15 protein-coding genes and 1 pseudogene are annotated in these 18,711 nt (G+C 72.6%); 9 read left to right on the top strand and 7 right to left on the bottom strand.

All coding sequences use genetic code 11. From position 1 onward, the window contains the following. The first annotated feature begins 489 nt into the window (after positions 1-489). The 4 genes from rpsF to rplI all read left to right on the top strand — a co-directional run bounded on the left by rpsF (position 490) and on the right by rplI (position 2,136). On the top strand, positions 490-780 hold the full coding sequence (gene rpsF, locus JQX11_RS14550; protein ID WP_088643630.1) for a 30S ribosomal protein S6: 291 nt from the start codon (positions 490-492) through the stop codon (positions 778-780). A 77-nt stretch (positions 781-857) separates the two neighbouring features. After that, positions 858-1,394 carry a single-stranded DNA-binding protein gene (locus tag JQX11_RS14545; RefSeq protein WP_204925494.1) on the top strand — a complete coding sequence of 179 codons (537 nt, stop codon included), beginning with the start codon at positions 858-860 and terminating at the stop codon, positions 1,392-1,394. A 41-nt stretch (positions 1,395-1,435) separates the two neighbouring features. Then, entirely contained in the window at positions 1,436-1,675 is a 240-nt protein-coding gene (gene rpsR, locus JQX11_RS14540) for a 30S ribosomal protein S18 (RefSeq protein WP_007073789.1), read from the top strand. A 14-nt stretch (positions 1,676-1,689) separates the two neighbouring features. Continuing rightward, positions 1,690-2,136 (top strand): 50S ribosomal protein L9, encoded by a 447-nt coding sequence (gene rplI, locus JQX11_RS14535; protein WP_088643629.1) that lies wholly within the window; start codon positions 1,690-1,692, stop codon positions 2,134-2,136. 103 nt (positions 2,137-2,239) lie between these two features. Here rplI and JQX11_RS14530 read toward each other — a convergent pair whose 3' ends face one another. Then, the gene (locus tag JQX11_RS14530) at positions 2,240-3,916 is read right to left on the bottom strand and encodes a hypothetical protein (protein WP_204925493.1); all 1,677 of its coding nucleotides are present in this window, start codon (positions 3,914-3,916) and stop codon (positions 2,240-2,242) included. A 406-nt stretch (positions 3,917-4,322) separates the two neighbouring features. Here JQX11_RS14530 and JQX11_RS14525 point away from each other — a divergent pair, with 406 nt between their 5' ends. Beyond that, positions 4,323-7,919, top strand: coding sequence for a replicative DNA helicase (locus tag JQX11_RS14525; RefSeq protein WP_232377923.1), 3,597 nt, complete (start codon positions 4,323-4,325; stop codon positions 7,917-7,919). A 19-nt stretch (positions 7,920-7,938) separates the two neighbouring features. Here the strand turns inward: JQX11_RS14525 and JQX11_RS14520 are convergent, their stop codons facing one another. From JQX11_RS14520 to JQX11_RS14500, 5 genes and pseudogenes are all read right to left on the bottom strand, one after another. After that, positions 7,939-8,622 carry a maleylpyruvate isomerase N-terminal domain-containing protein gene (locus tag JQX11_RS14520; RefSeq protein WP_204925491.1) on the bottom strand — a complete coding sequence of 228 codons (684 nt, stop codon included), beginning with the start codon at positions 8,620-8,622 and terminating at the stop codon, positions 7,939-7,941. A 136-nt stretch (positions 8,623-8,758) separates the two neighbouring features. Next, the gene (locus tag JQX11_RS14515) at positions 8,759-9,184 is read right to left on the bottom strand and encodes a TFIIB-type zinc ribbon-containing protein (RefSeq protein ID WP_204925490.1); all 426 of its coding nucleotides are present in this window, start codon (positions 9,182-9,184) and stop codon (positions 8,759-8,761) included. 29 nt (positions 9,185-9,213) lie between these two features. Continuing rightward, entirely contained in the window at positions 9,214-9,846 is a 633-nt protein-coding gene (locus tag JQX11_RS14510; RefSeq protein WP_204925643.1) for a phosphoribosyltransferase, read from the bottom strand. A 27-nt stretch (positions 9,847-9,873) separates the two neighbouring features. Continuing rightward, positions 9,874-11,160, bottom strand: a pseudogene (locus tag JQX11_RS14505) (glycosyltransferase 87 family protein); the annotation flags it as partial. After that, entirely contained in the window at positions 11,157-13,685 is a 2,529-nt protein-coding gene (locus tag JQX11_RS14500) for a putative bifunctional diguanylate cyclase/phosphodiesterase (protein WP_204925489.1), read from the bottom strand. The gene JQX11_RS14500 and the pseudogene JQX11_RS14505, both read right to left, overlap by 4 nt. A gap of 686 nt (positions 13,686-14,371) precedes the next feature. On the opposite strand from JQX11_RS14500, the gene moaC reads away from it, so the two are divergent. The 4 genes from moaC (at position 14,372) to JQX11_RS14480 (ending at position 17,096) form a co-directional block, all read left to right on the top strand. Beyond that, positions 14,372-14,863: a cyclic pyranopterin monophosphate synthase MoaC gene (moaC, locus tag JQX11_RS14495; RefSeq protein ID WP_204925488.1), complete on the top strand. Its 492-nt coding sequence runs from the start codon at positions 14,372-14,374 to the stop codon at positions 14,861-14,863. Continuing rightward, positions 14,860-15,330 carry a MogA/MoaB family molybdenum cofactor biosynthesis protein gene (locus tag JQX11_RS14490; protein ID WP_204925487.1) on the top strand — a complete coding sequence of 157 codons (471 nt, stop codon included), beginning with the start codon at positions 14,860-14,862 and terminating at the stop codon, positions 15,328-15,330. The genes moaC and JQX11_RS14490 overlap by 4 nt, the downstream gene beginning before the upstream one ends. A 78-nt stretch (positions 15,331-15,408) precedes the next feature. Further along, positions 15,409-16,668, top strand: coding sequence for a molybdopterin molybdotransferase MoeA (locus JQX11_RS14485; RefSeq protein ID WP_204925486.1), 1,260 nt, complete (start codon positions 15,409-15,411; stop codon positions 16,666-16,668). Continuing rightward, on the top strand, positions 16,662-17,096 hold the full coding sequence (locus tag JQX11_RS14480; protein ID WP_204925485.1) for a molybdenum cofactor biosynthesis protein MoaE: 435 nt from the start codon (positions 16,662-16,664) through the stop codon (positions 17,094-17,096). The genes JQX11_RS14485 and JQX11_RS14480 overlap by 7 nt, the downstream gene beginning before the upstream one ends. Positions 17,097-17,163: 67 nt before the next feature. Here JQX11_RS14480 and JQX11_RS14475 read toward each other — a convergent pair whose 3' ends face one another. Further along, the gene (locus JQX11_RS14475; RefSeq protein ID WP_204925484.1) at positions 17,164-18,600 is read right to left on the bottom strand and encodes a glycosyltransferase 87 family protein; all 1,437 of its coding nucleotides are present in this window, start codon (positions 18,598-18,600) and stop codon (positions 17,164-17,166) included. Positions 18,601-18,711 lie beyond the last annotated feature (111 nt).

Genomic DNA, 18,711 nt, shown 5'->3' with positions numbered 1-18,711 from the left:
GACGGTCGCGGGCAAGTCGCGCCCGTCCGCCCCGCGCGCGGGGCCTGCGGCGTCACCGGTCGGGGCCGGCGATCGTTGAGGGGAGTGGAACAGCCGGACGAATAGTTTCAATTCGGCTATCACGTGACGATCGCCGTTGTATCGTCAGATAACAACAGGATGAAGCTCCGCGGGGTGTCCTCGATCCAACCTCATCGGTGTGGTCGTTCCTCCCCAGGTCCCACCCAAGGAATGCGGACGGGACGCCCCGCGGCCCCGTGGACAGGGGTCCGCCGTCGGCCTTCGGGTGTCGCGGCGGGCCCCTGTCGCCGTCGTCGTCTCCACCGCCGACCTGCCGGGTCGACCTGCCCGGGGGTGATCGTCGGGACCGGGTATCCTGGTCCGGCTGTCCGCGTCCGGCCGGGTTCCCCCGGCGCGGGGCGGGCACGACGCACGACCTCCTGCCACGGAAGGACCGTGGCCGCCTAGCCCACAGGAGGTGAGCACGTCTTGCGTCACTACGAAGTCATGGTGATCCTCGATCCCAGTCTCGAGGAGCGCACCGTCGCCCCGTCGCTCGACACGTACCTGAACGTGATCCGGACCGCGGGTGGCTCGGTGGAGAAGACCGACGTGTGGGGCCGCCGGCGCCTCGCGTACGAGATCAACAAGAAGGCCGAGGGCATCTACGCCGTCGTCGACCTTCAGGCGACGCCGGAGGCGGTGGCCGAACTCGACCGCCAGCTGCGGCTGAACGAGTCCGTGCTGCGCACCAAGGTCATCCGACCGGAAATGCGCTAAGCATCCAACCCGGTTCGCCCGGATCAACCTCATCGTGATGTCGGAGGGCTCTGAGAGCCTGTACGGCAGAACGCTGAGTGCGCGAGGAGTTGGTCATGGCAGGAGACACCACCATCACGGTCATCGGCAATCTGACCGATGACCCCGAGCTGCGGTTCACCCCGTCCGGTGCGGCGGTCGCCAAGTTCCGGGTCGCTTCGACGCCCCGGTTCATGGACAAGACCACCAACGAATGGAAGGACGGCGAGCCGCTCTTCCTGGCCTGCACCGTGTGGCGGCAGGCGGCGGAGCACGTCGCCGAGTCGCTCCAGCGGGGCGCCCGCGTGATCGTCTCGGGGCGGCTGCGTCAGCGGTCGTACGAGACCCGCGAGGGCGAGAAGCGCACCGTCATCGAGCTCGAGGTCGACGAGATCGGCCCGTCGCTGCGCTACGCCACGGCGAAGGTGCAGAAGATGTCGCGCTCCGGTGGCGGCGGTGGCGGCTTCGGCTCCGGTGGCGGTGGCAACCAGGGCGGCGGCGGAGGCAACTTCGACGACCCCTGGGCCTCTGCTGCTCCGGCCCCCTCCTCCCGCGGTGGTTCGGGCGGCAACTTCGACGAGGAGCCTCCGTTCTAATGGCGCCGAGCGCCCGCGATCGCAAACCAGGAGCACGTGCAATGGCCAAGGCTGCGGCACTTCGCAAGCCGAAGAAGAAGGTGAACCCGCTCGACAAGGACGGGATCACCTATATCGATTACAAGGACACCGCGCTGCTGCGCAAGTTCATCTCCGACCGCGGCAAGATCCGCGCTCGGCGGGTGACCGGGGTCACCTCCCAGCAGCAGCGGCAGATCGCCCGTGCGGTCAAGAACGCCCGTGAGATGGCGCTCCTGCCGTACACCGCCACGGCCCGCTGAGAGGAGGCACCGACATGAAGATCATCCTGACCCAGGAAGTTTCCGGTCTCGGTGCCCCCGGCGACATCGTCGAGGTCAAGAACGGCTACGGCCGTAACTACCTGCTGCCGCAGGGCTTCGCGATCAGCTGGACCAAGGGTGCGGAGAAGCAGGTCACGGTCATCAAGCGGGCCCGCTCGGCCCGGGAGATCCGCGACCTCGGCCACGCCAACGAAGTCAAGGGCCAGCTCGAAGGCCTCAAGGTCAGCCTGAAGGTCCGCGCCGGCGACGGCGGCCGGCTCTTCGGCTCGGTCACCCCGGCCGAGGTCATCGACGCCGTCAAGGCGGCCGGTGGCCCGGTCCTCGACCGTCGTCGGCTGGAGATGCCCGGTCACATCAAGTCGACCGGCTCTTACCCGGTGAAGATCAAGCTGCACCCCGAGGTGTCCGCCACGTTCGACCTCAACGTCGTCCAGGGCTGACCTCAACCACCAGGCAACACCCGTAGTGGCCCGCACCGGCATCCGGTGCGGGCCACTACGCGCTTCCCACCGGGCAGGCTCCACGGGCCCCGGCACCGCCCGGTCAGCCGATCGGCTGACCGGTGACCGCGCTGATCATCACGGTGGACAGGCCGCCACCGACCACCGCCGCCGCCAACGCCACCGTCGCCGGCCGCCAGGTCGTCCCGACCCGACGCAGCAGCACCGCCACCACCAGGCTGCTCAGCAACGACAGACCGAACCGGGGGCCACCCGCGACCAGCGAACCCAGCGCGTGGGCCCGGGGCGGCTCACACCCGCCCCCGCTGATGTCCGTGACACAACCGGCCGGCGGCTGACCGTCCAGGGTCAACAGCCACAGGAACACCAGCACCGCCGGCACCAGATAACAGGCGGCCGTGTAGACCAACGGACGCAGCGGACCACCCGGGTCCGGGTCGAGCAGGTCGTCCTCCAGACGACGGTTCCACGAGCCGGCGCCCACCGAGCCGATCCGCTCCCGCAGCGAGGACGCCGACGCCGCCCGCCCGGACCCCGACGCCGCCCGCCCGGACACCGGCTCGGCCCGACGGCGCGGAGCCGCCCGGGGGCGCGGCGCTGTGTAACCCACCACCGGTGACCGGGGTGCCGACGTCGGCGGGTCCATCCAACGGGGGTCGTCGCCCGCCAGGCGGGTACCCGACCAGAAGCCCTCCGGCTGCTCGCCCCACGGCCAGCCCTCCCCGGTTACCGGCTGCGACGATCGGGGCGGCACCGACCGCTCCCACCGGCCCCCGTCGCCCGCGTCCCGCCGGTCGGGCCCACCCTGGTCCCACGGATCGACGCCCGCGCGGTCCGGACGGTCGACCCGGCCCGGATCCCGGCCTTCCCACCCGTCACGGTCCGAACTCACCGGACCCCACCGGCCGACGTCCGTCCGGTCCCACTGGGCGGTGTCGGTGAACCGGTCCCACTGGCCGGTGCTGTCGCTCTGCCCCCACCGCGACGACCCGCCGAGACGATCCCACCGGTCGTCGGTGGCGGGACTCTGCCAACCGTGCACACCGGAGGCGTCCCACGGGTCCACCGCGGGGCGGTAGTCCGGTTCCGGCTCGGCCGACCGGCTCCACGGGTCGGCCGCCGGACGGCTCGCCGGATCGGTCAGGGGCCGGGCCCACGACTCGTCGGTGTTGCGTCGCCGACGCCGGGGCGGCTGCTCGGGAACGGCCTCCACGGGCAGGTCGGAATCGTCACCGCCGGACCAGATCACCTCCGGACGACGCGACGACGCCCGGCGTGGACGGGCCGTCGGGGCCGCCCCGGAGACCGGCTCACCCTCGTCGGCGTCCGCCCGTCGGCTCCCGACGTACCCCTGCTCCTGCTGGGGGCGGTCGAAGGTCCACTCCCGGGTGTGGTCGTCGGAGCCGGGGCCCGCGCCCATCACCCGCGCCTCCCGGCGCTCGCTCTCCCGCCGCCGCCTGGCCGCCCGCCGGCCCACCCCGGCAGCCCGACGGGTGTCGTCCTCGTCGTCGTCCGGGGCGGCGTGCCGGCCCCGGCCGTCGGCGTGCGCGATGCCCGACTCGACCGCCCAGCGCGGCAGGTAGGCGTCGACAGGTTCCTGCTGGCCACGCTCGACCGCCCGACGCCGACTCGGCGTACGGTAGCGGTCCGTCGAGGAATATGAATCCGACGGAACCGGGTCGCCGAGGTCGTCCCACGGGGCGATCGGCTGACGCGCACGCGGGCTGCCCTCCCCGCGCTCCCAGTCCCGGTAACTCACGGCCGGAGCGTGACCCTTCTCAACCGAAAGTGCAATCCGCTGTCCAGGTGTACCCGTTTCGCAGAGATAGTACGGGAAGACCGACCCAAGAGCCTTACCGGAAAAAATTCGTCCACAGGGTGTGGATAGTGAACCCGCAGCTCACGGCGCTGTGGGTCAGAATTCCCCCACAGTTTTCCACAGGCTGTGCACACGCTGCGCACATGGTTGTCCACGCGCGTCCACAGGTTGTCCCGAGGCTCGTCCACCGCGCCGGTTGAGGGTCTGACCTCGCGGTCCGTATCGTGGGGCACCGACCGGTCGCGCGATGGCCCCCCGATCGACCTGACCGGACGGTGTCACCGCCGGCGTACCGCCGGGGCAACCGCGACGCTGTGGAGGGGGAACCGTGTCGATCACCGACGACATGCGGGCCGAGCCCCGGGTCGCGGGGCAGTCGTCCGCCCCGCCGCCCCGCGAGGGCCAGTTCGACAAGACCCCACCACAGGACGTCGCCGCCGAGCAGTGCGTCCTCGGCGGCATGCTGCTCTCCAAGGACGCCATCGCCGACGTCGTCGAGATCCTCAAGTCCACCGACTTCTACCGGCCCGTCCACGCCACCATCTTCGACGCGATCCTCGACATCTACGGTCGCGGTGAGCCCGCCGACGGCATCACCGTCGCGGCGGCCCTGGCCGACTCCGGAGACCTCGCCCGGGTCGGCGGCGCCCCCTACCTGCACACCTGCATGGCGGCCGTACCGACCGCGGCGAACGCCTCCTACTACGCCCGGATCGTCGGCGAACGCGCCGTGCTGCGCCGCCTGGTCGAGGCGGGCACCCGGATCGTGCAGCTCGGCTACGGCACCGCCGCCGGTGGCAGCCGGGACGTCGACGACGTCGTCGACCTGGCCCAGCAGGCGGTCTACGAGATCACCGAACGGCGGGTCAGCGAGGACTTCGCGGTGCTCGCCGACATGCTCCAGCCCACCCTGGACGAGATCGAGGCGGTCGGCGCGCAGGGCGGCGTGATGACCGGCGTGCCGACCGGCTTCACCGACCTGGACCGGCTGCTCAACGGCCTGCACCCGGGACAGCTCATCATCGTGGCCGGCCGCCCCGGTCTCGGTAAGGCGTTGGCGCTCGACACGCCGCTGCCCACCCCGGACGGCTGGACCACCATGGGTGAGGTCGAGGTCGGCGACCGGCTGCTCGCCGCGGACGGCACGCCGACCACCATCACCGCCGCCTTCGCCGTGATGCACGGGCGACCCTGCTACGAGGTCGAGTTCTCCGACGGCAGCGTGATCGTCGCCGACGCCGGACACCTGTGGCGGACCACCACCCGGACGCGGGCCCTCGCCCCGGCGGGCGGCACGCCGGCCGAGGCGGCCCAGGGCCCTGCCGAGGCCGAGGACTGCGTGCTCACCACGGCGCAGATCGCGGCGACGCTGCGTACCGGACCGGAGGGACGCCCCCGACACGCCATCGCCACCTGCGCCCCCCTGCAACTGCCCGAACGGGCGGTGCCCATCCCCCCGTACGGCCTGGGCGGCTGGCTCGGCGACGGCCGGGCCGACCCGGGGCACCTGGCCGCGTCCTTCCTGACGACGCTGCGGGAGATCGGTGTCCTCGCGGACAAGCACATCCCCCGCGACTACCTGCGCGGCTCCGAGGCGCAGCGTCGGGCGCTGCTCGCCGGGCTGATGGACACCGCCGGCACCCTCACCCCGACCGGCGAGCACCGGTACACCTCGGTCTCGCGGCGGCTCGCCGGCGACGTACGGGAACTCGTGGTGGGTCTCGGCTACCGGTGCACGCTGACCGAGCAGCCGGCACCCGGCCGGACCGGGACGACGTACACGGTCGCCTTCGCCACCCCGGACGCCGTCTTCCGCCGGGAGCCCAGGGCATCCGCCGAGGCCGTCCGCCTGCGCACCGACCCGGCTGTGCGGTACGTGGTGGACGTCCGGCCGGTGGCCAGCGTGCCGGTGCGGTGCGTGACCGTCGACAACCCGGACCACCTCTACCTGGCCGGCCGGTCGATGATCCCCACCCACAACAGCACGGCCAGCATGGACTTCGCCCGTAACGCGGCGATCCGGGCCAACCAGGCCGCCGCCATCTTCTCGCTGGAAATGAGCAAGGTCGAGATCGTCATGCGGCTCCTCTCGGCCGAGGCGCGCGTCCCGCTGCACGTGCTGCGCAGCGGTCAGCTCTCCGACGACGACTGGACCAAGCTGGCCCGCTGCATGGGCGAGATCAGCGAGGCGCCGCTGTTCGTGGACGACACCCCGAGCATGAACCTGATGGAGATCCGGGCGAAGGCGCGGCGGCTCAAGCAGAAGCACGACCTCAAGATGATCGTCGTCGACTACCTCCAGCTGATGACCTCACCGAAGCGCACCGAGAGCCGGCAGCAGGAGGTCGCGGACCTGTCCCGTGGCCTGAAGCTGCTGGCCAAGGAGGTCGAGTGCCCGGTGATCGCGGTCAGCCAGCTCAACCGTGGTCCCGAGCAACGCACCGACAAGCGACCACAATTGTCCGACCTGCGGGAGTCGGGCTGTCTGACCGCGGAGACCCGACTGATCCGGGCCGACACCAATGCGGAAGTCACCATGGGCGAGCTGCTGAAGGCCGGGACGAGGGAAATCCCGGTCTGGGCGCTCGACGAGAATCTGCGGTACTCGCCCCGGACCATGACGCATGTCTTCCCCAGCGGTCGGCGCGAGGTGTTCCGGCTGACCCTCGCGTCGGGGAAGCAGATCGACGCGACGGCGAACCATCCTTTCCTCACCTTCGCCGGGTGGGTGCCGCTCGGTGAGCTGGCTGTCGGAGCGCGGCTGGCTACGCCGAGACACCTGCCCCCGCCGCTGGCGATCCGGCCGTGGGTGGAGGCGGAGGTGGTACTGCTCGCGCACCTGCTTGGTGACGGTTCGTTCGTCAGACGCCAGCCGATCCGGTACGCCAGCAGGGACGAGGAGAACCTGACGGCCGTCGCCGAGGCCGCCAAGCACTTCGGGATCAGCGCCGTACGGGACGAGTACGAGGCCGCCCGGGTCACGACGCTCCGGCTGCCCGCACCGTACCGACTGGCCCGTGGACGGCGTAATCCAATTGCAGAATGGCTCGACGGGCTGGGGCTCTTCGGGCTGCGTTCGCACGAGAAGTTCATTCCGCAGGCGATCTTCAGTATGCCCAAGGAGCAGGTCACGCTTTTCCTGCGCCACCTGTGGTCGACCGACGGCTCGGTCCATGTCAACAAGTCGGGTAGGGGCGGACGTGTCTACTTCTCCTCCACCAGTCGCAGAATGCTTGAGGACATCTCCCGGCTCCTCCTGCGGTACGGCATCACCGCACGCCTCAAGGTCGTGCCGGCGGCCACCCACCGTCCCCAGTACACCCTCGACATCTCGGGCCGGGACGACCAACTGCGGTTCCTGCGGGAGATCGGGGTGCACGGGGAGCGCGCCGTGAAGTGTGAAGCGCTGCTCACGGTGCTGGAGACGGTCGTGGGCAACACCAACGTCGACACGGTACCGACCGAGGTGTGGAGCCGGGTTCGGGACGTCCTGGTGGACCGGGGCATGAGCCACCGGGAGTTCGCCCGGGCCATCGGTACCCAGTTCTGTGGAAGCGCGCTGTGGAAGCGCGCACCGAGCCGATCCCGACTGGCGAAGATCGCCTCGGTGCTCGACGCCGCCGACCTCGAACTGCACGCCACCAACGACATCTTCTGGGACGAGATCACCTCGATCGAGTCACTCGGCGAGCAGGACGTTTTCGACGCGACGGTACTCGGCACCCACAATTTCGTCGCCAACGGGATCGCCACCCACAACTCGATCGAGCAGGACGCCGACGTCGTCATCCTGTTGCACCGCGACGACTACTACGACAAGGAGTCGCCGCGCGCCGGGGAGGCGGATTTCATTGTTGCCAAGCACAGAAATGGGCCCACCGACTCGATCACGGTGGCGGCGCAACTGCACCTGTCCCGCTTCGTCGACATGGCGATCGTCTGACCCGACGCCGGCCGGTGACTCAGCCGAGTAGCGGGAACCAGCCGGCGGCCTCGCCCAACGCCACCCGGTCCCGGTCGGTCAGCGGCTCCCGACCGGTGGCCTTGCCCAGGTACGTCAGGTCGTCCCAGTCGGCGGGCCGGACGGCGTCGTCGCTGAGCAGCCCGTCCATGGTGGCGACCGCGACCTCGACGGCCAGCACTCCGGGTGGCGGCGCATCGGGCAGGTCGGGCACCAGGTCGAGGTGGTGCACGACGGCCTCGGTGGTCAGCGTGGCCAGGAAGTCGGGCACCCGCAGCAGGTGTCCCTGGGTGGTGACGCAACCCTGCGGGTCGGCGGCACCCGCCGCGCGTACGGCGGCCGGGGCGGTGTCCGCCCAGATCCGGACCACACCGGTGGGCCGGTCGAAGGCGGCGGCCGAGCGGCGGACCCACCACGCGTGCCGGGCCGTCGCGTCGGGATCGGCATCCGCCGGGAACGACCGCCAGTAGCTGACGTCGTCGGTGTCGGCCGGCCCCTCGGCGGGGCTGGCCAGCGTGACCAGCGCCCGTTGGGCGTCGCCGAGCAGGTGGAAGAGCAGGTCGGCGACCACCCAGCCGCGACACCGGGTGGGGCGTTGCAGGGCGTCGTCGTCGAGGTCGGCGACCACCCGGGTGATGCCGTCGTAGGCCTGCGCCAACGCGGTGTGCTGCCGGACGAACGTCATGCCGTGCAGCGTCGCACGACCGGCATGCTCCGGCATCCGGACCCGGAAACCACCGGCCGGAACCCCGCGCGGCCGACGGCGGTGACGGGACCGGGCCGGGCGCGGGAGGACCCGGCCCGGCCGTCGACGGAACCGGTCAGCCGAACATCTCGTCGAGGAAACCCTTGTGCTTCTTGCGCTTGTAGTGGCCGTGGTAGCCGTGGTGCTGCGGGTGGCCGTAGCCACCGTGGCCGCCGTACGCGGGCTGCAGCGGATAGCCCGGCGGCGGCGGGGGCGGCGGCACGGCACCATAGCCCGGCTGGTGGCTCGGGGCGGGCGGCGGTGGAGGCGGCGGCGGATATCCGCCCGGCGCCTGGACGTGCTGCTGACCGGGAGCGGCCCCCGGCTGACCGGGCGCGGCCCCACTGCGCTGCTGGTTCCAGTTCGCCTCGGCTTCGAACAGCTTTTCGAGTTCGCCGCGGTCCAGGAAGATCCCCCGGCACTCGCCGCACTGGTCGATGACGACTCCGCTGCGCTCGTACTGGCGCATATCTCCGCGACACTTGGGACAGGTGAGCTGCATCGCTCGACGGTACCCGGTCCGTGCCGCATTCAGGCGGTGGCGATCAGCGCCGAGGTCACCTCGTCGTCGTCGACCTCGTGGAAGTCGTCGTAGTGGGCGCTGACCGCGGTGAAGCCGACCGGGTGCTGCGGGCAGATCACCTCGTCGGCCTCGGCGGCGAGCATCTCGTACGCCTGCTGCGCGCCGACCGGCACCGCGACCACGACCCGCCGGGCGCCGAGCTGCCGGGCGACCTGCACGGCGGCGCGGGCGGTGGCGCCGGTGGCCAGCCCGTCGTCGACGATCACGGCGGTACGTCCGGTCAGGTCGAGCGGGGGTCGACCGTGCCGGTAACGGGCCTCCCGACGGTCGAGTTCGGCCTGTTCACGGTGTTGCACCTCGGCGCGGTCGGCCGGGTCGAGCGGGGCGGCGACCTGGTCGTTGAGGACCCGGACCCCACCGGGGCCGAGCGCGCCGAAGGCCACCTCGGGTGCCCCGGGCAGGCCGAGCTTGCGGACCACCAGCACGTCGAGCGGTACGCCGAGCCGGTCGGCGACGATCCGGGCCACCGGCACCCCGCCGCGTACCAGGCCCAGCACGACGACGTCGGGTCGGCCGCTCAGCGCGGTGAGTCGTTCGGCGAGGCGACGGCCGGCGTCGACGCGGTCGCGGTAGCTGCTCATGTCCTCAGGTCTACGCCCTGTGGGCAGGGTGCGTCGGGAACTCGGCGGAACCGGTGCCGGTCGGGTGGTGAGGGCGGGGGCCCAGGCCAGCAGGGCGATCGGGTAGAGCAGGTAGCCGAAGCGGGTGGTCGGCATCAGCAGGATCGCGGCGAGTAGGCCGTACCCGCAGACCAGTGCGGTGGCGGCGGCGGTGCGGGGCGGGCGGCGGACGAGCCGGACGGCGATCGCGGCGCCGACGGCGACGAGCAGCACGGCGGCGACGACCCGGCCGCCGGGCAGGGCGGTGGCGATCAGGTGGCCGGGGAACGGGGACTGGGCGGGGCTGGTGACCTGGCCGTGGCCGAGCGGGAAGCGCAGCACGTTCTCCACCAGCGCGTCCCGGTCGACCAGCAGGGCGGGGAGCAGGGCGAGGACGGGCAGCCCGAGCGCGCCGGCCGCCACCCGCAGCCCGGCCCGTCGGGTCACCCCCCAGAAGATCAGGACCAGCGCGACCGGCCAGGCGAACAGTTTCAACGCGCCGGCCAGCCCCACCGCCAGCCCGGCCCCGCCGGGCCGGCCGGTGGCGGCGAACGCCAGCGCCAGCAGGCAGAGCGCGAGTACGGGCAGGTCGTCGCCGCCGGTGGCGAGGGTGAGCGCGCAGATCGGCAGGACGGTCGCCGCCTGCACGCCGCGCAGCACCGCCGGTGCCCCGGCCCGTCCGCCGGTGGTCGGGGCGGGACGGCGCAGCGCGACCACGGCCCATGCCAGGGCTGCGGCGGTGACCAGCGCGAACCAGACGCGGGAGTCGGTCCACCAGGTGTCGGCGGCGGCCCGGGGCAGCCCGAACAGCGCCATTCCCGGCTGGTATGGGGTGTAGCCGAGCAGCCGTTCGTCGGCGGGCAGCGCGGCGATGGCGTCCGGCCCGAGGTAGGGGGTGCCGTGCTCGGCGAGCCGGATGCCGGCCTGCTCGACCACCACCGCCTCCTCCTGGGCCCGGTCGGTGCGCCCGGCGGCCCGCTGCCCGGCCTGCATGATCAGCGGGAGCAGGGCGGTGCCGGCCCAGGTGAGGCCGGTGACCACGGCGCGGGCGGTGGTGCCGGCCAGCCCGGGTCGGTGGCGGCGGAGGAGGAACTGGGTGGCGACCAGGATCGTCGCGGCGAGGTAGCCGACGGCGGCGACGCCACCCCAGGCCCGGTGCGGCGGCAGGGTGGAGGTGGCGGCGGTGACGGCGGCGAAGGTCGCGGAGAGCAGGTAGAGGCCGAGGTCGAGGGCGAGTCCGCCGGCTGCGGTGTCGACGGCCCGCAGGTGGCGGGCGGCACGGTCGGCGGCGGTCACGCCGGCAAGTGTGGCAGACCCGTCGAACGGTTCCGGGCGGGCTGGCGGCGGCCGGGGGTGCTGAGTCGGATGACCGCGCCGGTGTCGTGCAGCGGGGTGGCGAGACTGCCGGGGCGGCCACCGGAGCCCCGTTGCAGTGCGGCGAGGAGCGTGCCGGCCGGCAGGGGGCGGGCGAACAGGTGTCCCTGGCCGGCGGCGCAGCCGAGCGACCACAGGGCCCGGCGCTGTGGTTCGCTCTCCACGCCCTCGGCGACGACGGCCAGGTCGAGGCTGCGGCCGAGGTCGAGGGTGGAGCGGATGACGGCTGCCGCCTCGGCGGAACTCTCCATCGCGGTGACGAAGCTGCGGTCGATCTTCAGCTCGTGTACGGGGATGCGGGAGAGCAGGGAGAGCGACGAGTAGCCGGTGCCGAAGTCGTCCAGGGCGAGCCGGATGCCGGAGTCGCGGAGCCGGTTGAGCACCCGGTCGACCACGTCGAGCTGGCTGAGGGTGAGTGTCTCGGTCAGCTCCAGGACGAGCCGGTCCGGGGGGAAGTCGTGGGCCTGGAGCCGGGCCAGCACCGCGCCGGGGAACCGGGCGTCGAGCAGGCTGCGGGGTGAGACGTTGACCGAGACGGGCAGGTCGAAGCCGGCGGTCCGCCAGCCGACGGCGGCGACGAGCGCCTGGTCGAGGATGGCCTCGGCGAACGCGGGGAGCATGCCGGAGCGTTCCACCGCCTCGATGAAGCGCAGCGGGTCGATGACCCCGTGTCGGGGGTGGTGCCAGCGGGCCAGCGCCTCGGCTCCGGTCACCTCTCCGGTGCCGAGGTCGACGATGGGCTGGAAGTTGACGGTGAACTCGTGGTCGGCCACCGCGCGGGGCAGCTCACCGCCGAGGGTGAGCCGGCGCAGGTCGGCGGTGTCCCGGGTGGGGGCGTACGTGGCGATCCGTTGGCCGGCCCGCTTGGCCTGGTACATGGCGACGTCGGCGCGGCGGAGCAGTTCGGGCATGCCGCCGGTGGCGGGGGCCGCCGCGATGCCGCCGCTGGCCTCCACGCTGATCCGCATGCCGTCCACGTCGATCGGTTCGTGCAGGGCGCCGAGCAGGGTCTCGGCCCGGTGGGCGGCGATGGCGGGGGCGGGCAGGTTGCGCATCAGCACGGCGAACTCGTCGCCGCCGAGGCGGGCGACCAGGTCCTCGTCGCGGGCGGCGGCGCGCAGCCGGTCGGCGACCCGCATCAGTACCTGGTCACCGGCGGCGTGGCCGAGGGTGTCGTTGACCTCCTTGAAGTGGTTGAGGTCGATCAGGACGAGGGCGGTCACCCCCTCGGCGTGCCGGGTGCCGAGCTGTTCGGTGCCCCGGTCGAGCAGTTGCCGGCGGTTGGCCAGGCCGGTGAGTGCGTCGTGGCTGGCGGCGTGGGCGTGTTCGGCGGCGACCCGGGCGAGTTCGGCGTACGCCTGGGCGTTGCGGACGGCCGTGCACAACGCGGAGGCGAAGGTGCGCAGGGTGTACTGCTCGCGTTCGTTGAGCCGGACCGGTCCCCGGAACCGCAGCCGCAGCATCCCGACGTCGACGGTGCGGTCGTGGCCTTCGAGGCGGGCGGGCAGGACGGTGCCCTCGATCTCACTCGGGGTGCCGGACGGGCCGTCGTAGGTGATCGTGCCGCTCGCGCCCCGGACGGTGCGGCCGGCGTCGCGCAGCTCGATCTCGACTTCGTCGGCGGAGAAGAGTTCGGTGGCCTGGGTGACGGCGGTGGTGAGGACCTTGTCCAGGTCGACCACGTTGAGCGCGTCGGTGGTGCGGGCCAGCCGTTGCCAGGCCTGTTGCTCGGTGCGGGACTTGACCTGGTTGGAGTAGAGCAGGTGCAGGCTGAGTACCAGGGGTGGCACGGCGAGCAGGAGCCGGGGGTCGGCCTGGAGGATGGCCAGGGTGACGGCGATCAGGACGAAGCGGGCCAGCGCGCTGGTCAGGCGTAGGCCGAGGTCGTCGGAGAAGAGCCGGGGCAGCGGGGTGCCGGTGGCCATCGCGATGACGGGCAGGGTGAGCAGTTCGTCGAGGACCACGGCGACGACGTAGGCGAGCCCGATCATGCCGATGGCGTTCGGCAGGTCGGTGTCCTGCGGCGACCAGCCGAGGGTGTGCAGCGCGACGCCGCCTGCGGCCGCCAGCAGCATGCTCTTGGCGATGCCGAAGGTGGTCTTCAGCGGTCCGCGCTTCATGGACAGCAGGGCGATCGCGACGCCCGTCCCGGTGGTGAGGACGACCAGGGGCGCCGGTGCGACGGCCAGCCCGAGGACGATCGCCGTCTCGCTCCAGGAGACCGCGTGGACGGTGGCCCGGATGCGGATCTGCCAGTTGATCCGGACGCTGAGTGCGGCCATGAAGGCCAGCGCGACGGACCGGGTGAGGTCGCCGCCGGTGAGGTCGAGGTGGACCAGTTGGTAGAGGGCGACGACCGCCGCTGCGGTGGCCACCACGCAGACGAGGCCGACGTGCAGCGTCAGCTGCCGCTCGGCCTCCGTCTTGCCTTCGTCCGGTCGTGCCACCGTGTCCTCGACAACCACTCCGTGTCGCTGAGCAGAGGCCAAGGCTACGTGGGGTCACGCCGCCACCACAATCGTTCAGAGCCACTCGTGTGCGGACATCGCGTTCGCCCTCCCCTGATCGTTGTCGCCGACCCTTGCGGTCGGGATCTGACAGGGGACAGCCTAAGGGCGGTTAGGCCGTTTTTGGAGGTATAAATGTAACTATGAGCGATAGGTGAGAATTGAGTGCACCTTGGTGACTTTCCGTTTCCACGGGGAAACGGAGTGCTGAGCGCTCCCGACGGTTCTCGTTAACGCTAGATAATGGTGCAGACGGCGGCTTCGCGACATCGGGCGAGAGGGGCCGTTTGCCGTACGTCGAGGTGACCGGCTAGGTGAGTGCGACAGATCACCCGATTGTGGAACGCAGCGTAGTCGTCTCGGCGCGGTGGTGCCAACGTGGGCGAAGTGGCCCGGTGGCGATTCGCGGCCACGACGCGACGGAGGGTTTCTCAGGTGTGACGATCTCGCGCGTGATGGTGTTTCCCGCTCTACCGTCGACCCGAGAACCTATTAGTGGCGGCCGATGAAATCGACGATGAACCACCGATCACGAATCGTCCCCGCGCGCCCGGCACTCCGGTTCCCGGGTCGCCGTCACGCCCGGACGTACCCCCGGAACGGAGCACACCGCTAGGCTCGCGGACGTGACCGATCCCGCGCAGCTCAGCCACGTCGACGCCGCGGGGGCGGCCCGCATGGTCGACGTCTCCGCCAAGCCGGTGTCCGGCCGGATCGCCGTGGCCGCCGGGCGGCTGCGCACCACCGTCGAGGTGGTGGAGCTGCTGCGCCGCGACGGGCTGCCCAAGGGCGACGCGCTGGCCGTCGGCCGGCTCGCCGGCATCATGGGCGCCAAGCGCACCCCCGACCTGATCCCGCTGTGCCACCCGATCGCCCTGCACGGCGTCACCGTCGACCTCGAACTGACCGACGACACCGTCGAGATCACCGCCACCGCCCGCACCGCCGACCGGACGGGGGTGGAGATGGAGGCGCTGACCGCCGTCGCCGTCGCCGGTCTGGCCCTGATCGACATGGTCAAGGCGGTCGACCCGGCCGCCGCCGTGGACGGCGTCCGGGTGCTGAGCAAGTCCGGCGGCAAGACCGGCGAGTGGGTCCGCCCGCAGGACCGGCCGTGATCCGGGCCCGGGTCGTCGTGGCGTCCAACCGGGCCGCCGCCGGGGTGTACGCCGACACCAGCGGGCCGCTGCTCGTCGCCGGCCTGCGCGAGCTGGGCTGCCAGGTCGACGAACCGGTGGTGGTGCCCGACGGCGAACCGGTCGGCGAGGCCCTGCGCGCCGCCCACGCCGACGGGATCGACGTGGTGCTGACCAGCGGCGGCACCGGCATCAACCCGACCGACCGGACGCCCGAGGTGACCCGGGCGCTGCTCGACCACGAGATCCCCGGCATCGCCGAGGCGATCCGCGCGTACAGCCGGGACCGGGTGCCGACATCGGCGTTGTCCCGGGGGGTCGCCGGGGTGCTGGGCCGGATGCTCGTGGTCAACCTGCCCGGCTCGCGGGGCGGCGCGAAGGACGGGCTGGCCGTGCTCGGGCCGATCCTCGGCCACGCGGTCGACCAGTTGCGCGGCGGCGACCACTGACCGCACGCCCGGCGTGGCGGCGATAGGCTCGCGGGGGTGTACGCGGAGCGCCGCGTACCGTCCGAACGGAGGCCCCCGGTGAGCACGGAAACCGCCGCCGCCGCGGCCCAGGTCGCCGCGCCGCCGCCGGCCGGCTGGGAGGAGGCCCGTTCCCGGGTGTACGCGGTCGGCCTCGCCGCCGCCCTGCCCCCGGTCCAGCGGGCACTGGCCGACGCCGACGGGTACACTCTGGCCGCGCCGTTGACCACCCGGACCGACCTGCCGGCCTTCCCCACCTCCAGCGTCGACGGCTGGGCGGTACGCGGGGCCGGCCCGTGGGACGTCGTGGGACGGGTGCTCGCCGGGCAGACCCCGGCCGGGCTGGCCGCCGACGGCACCACCGTGGAGATCGCCACCGGCGCGATGGTCCCCACCGGGACGACCGCCATCCTGCGGATCGAGGAGTCGCGGCGTACCCCGGACGGCCGGGTGACCGGCACGCCACGCCCGAACCCGGAGTGGCGGGAGCCGGGCGAGGAGGCGGTGGCCGGTGAGGAACTGCTGCCGGCCGGCACCCCGGTCGACCCGGCGCTGATCGGGCTGGCCGCCTCCTGCGGGCACGACCAGCTCACGGTGCGCCGCCAACCGCGCGCCGCGCTGCTGGTCTTCGGCGACGAACTGCTCACCGCCGGTCCGCCCGGGTCGGGCCGGGTCCGCGACGCCCTCGGCCCCGCCGTGCCGTCCTGGCTGCGCCGCTACGGCTGCCAGGTGCGGCCCTCCGACGTGGTCGGCCCGGTGGCGGACACCCTCCCCGCCCACGTGGCCGCCCTGCGCGGCGCGCTCGCCGGGGCCGACCTGGTCTGCACCACCGGCGGCACCATGCACGGCCCGGTCGACCACCTGCACCCCGCGCTGGAGGCGCTGGGGGCCGACCACGTGGTGAACACGGTCGCCGTGCGGCCCGGCTTCCCGATGCTGCTGGCCCGGCTGGTCGACGGCGACGGGCGGGTGCGTTTCGTGGCCGGGCTGCCGGGCAACCCGCAGTCCGCGATCGTCGCCCTGGTGTCGCTGGTTGCGCCGCTGCTCGCCGGGCTCCAGGGCCGCGCGCTGCCGGCGCTGCCCCAGGCCACCCTCGCCGGGCCGGTGCCCGGTCGGGGGGACTACACCCACCTGGCGCTGGTCCGGCTGGACCGGGCCGCCGGCACCGCCCACCCGGTCCGTCACGTCGGGTCGGCGATGCTGCGCGGGCTCGCCGGCGCGGACGGGTTCGCGGTGATCCGGCCGGGCACCTCCGGCGAGGTCGGGGCCCGGGTGCCGGTCGTACCGCTGCCGTTGCTGCCCGGGGAGCGTACATGGTGACGGCCGGCCCGACGACGGCCCTGCTCGCGGTCACCGACCAGCCGCTGGACCTGGCCGCGCACGAGGCCGCGGTGGCCGACCGGCGGGCCGGCGCGGTGGTCTCCTTCCAGGGCGTGGTCCGCGACCACGACCACGGCCGACCGGTGACCCTGCTGGAGTACGAGGGCCACCCGAGCGCCGTCGAGACGCTGCGCGCGGTGGCCGCCGAGATCGCCGCCGACCCCGACGTCTACGCGGTGGCCGTGTCGCACCGGATCGGCCGGCTCGACATCGGAGACGTGGCGCTGGTGGCGGCGGTGAGCACGGCACACCGGGCGGCGGCCTTCGCGGCCTGCGCCCGGCTGGTCGACGAGGTGAAGGCGCGACTGCCGATCTGGAAGCGGCAGGTCTTCGCCGACGGCACCGAGGAGTGGGTCAACTGCCCCTGAGCCCGGCCGTCGGGAGTCGCCGGGCCGGCCTGGGCAGGCTGTCCGCGGTGGAGCGGGACGGGCGGGGTCAGCGGCGGCCGGAGGTAGCGCGGGCCGGCCGGTCGGCGTAGAAGGCGGGCTCGGCACCGGGCCGCCAGGGCAGGGCGGCGACCAGCACGATCAGCGCCAGCGCGAGCGAGTTCTCCATGAGCGCGCCGAACAGGCCGTTCTGGTAGTGCGACACCTCGGGGAGCTTGTGCTCGTACGGCCAGATCGGTGAGATCAGGAAGAGCAGGTACAACCCGAGCGCCGCCACGCCGTGCCGCAGCCCGGTCAGCGTCGGGTACCAGATCGGCGGGCGCAGCCCGTTCACCCCGGGCGGCCCGCCGAACGCCGGCTGGCCGGTGCGCAGCGACAACCCCCGGCTCGCCTCGCGGCGGCGCACGGCGGCGTCGGCGAGTACGACGATCGCCGGGATGACCCAGACCAGGTGGTGCGACCAGGAGATCGGGCTGATCACGTTGGCGGTCAGCCCGACCAGGGTGAACGCGGTCAACTCGTCGCCATCGGCGCGGGCGTTGGCGGCCCGGGACAGCCCGACGGCCAGGATCAGCACCGAGAACGCCAGCCAGAGCAGGCCGGGCGTCTCGATCGAGTCGTAGAGCCGGGCCAGCAGGCCGGCCAGCGACTGGTTGGGCGTCATGTCGGCGGCCCCGACCCGTTCGGTCTGCCACAGCACGCCGCCGAAGTAGGCCCGCGACTCGGTGCCGACCAGGGCGAAGCTGCCCAGGGTGACGCCGATGGTGGTGCCGACGGCGGTGGCGGCGACCCGCCACTGCCTGGTGATCAGGAGGTAGGCGATGAACAGCGCCGGGGTGAGCTTGACGGCGGTGGCCAGGCCGATGCCGACCCCGGCCCAGGACCCGCTGTAGAACAGCCGCAGGAACGGGCCGTCGGTGTCGCGCCCGTGGGTGCCGCGCCGGGAACGCCAGCGCAGGCCCACCAGATCCGCCATGATCAACGCGAACAGGAGCAGGTTGACCTGGCCGTACCCCAGGGTCTCCCGGACCGGTTCGATGGCGGTGGCCATCGGCGTGGCGATGGCCACGGTGAACCAGAGCGGCCAACCGAGCCGGTCGACGATCGGACGCAGCAGCGCGGCGAGGACCACCGCCAGGGCGGCGATGCTGCCGGCTGCGTTGATCCACCCGGCCACCTCGATCGGCAGCCCCGCCATCGGCAGCATGGCCAGCGCGGCGAAGGGAGGGTAGGTGAAACCCAGCGTGGTGGTGGGCGCGATGAACTCGTACAACTCGTGCCCGCTCGCCCACCACACCACCGCGCCGTGGTAGATCTTCATGTCGAAGAAGTTGTACGGCCGCCCGAAAGCACCGATGGCGAGCCATGCGGCATAGGCGACGGCGGCCACGATGCCGGTCCGTACGACTGTCCTACGATCGATCCCACGCGTTGCGCGACGCACCGGGGCGAGGCGGTCCGCACGTCTACCGACGGTTGTCGGCATGGCGTGGCCACCCCCGTACCAAGGTCGTCCTACCCGTCCAGGTCCGGTAGGGAGCCTAGAACGGCGCCTCACGTTGCTGCCTCCCGCGTTATCCGACCGTGTCCGATCCCA

Source organism: Micromonospora humida, from assembly GCF_016901255.1.
Taxonomy (GTDB): Bacteria; Actinomycetota; Actinomycetes; order Mycobacteriales; family Micromonosporaceae; genus Micromonospora; species Micromonospora wenchangensis.
Note: the sequence above shows the minus strand (reverse complement) of the source record. Positions and strands in the feature narration are given on the sequence as shown.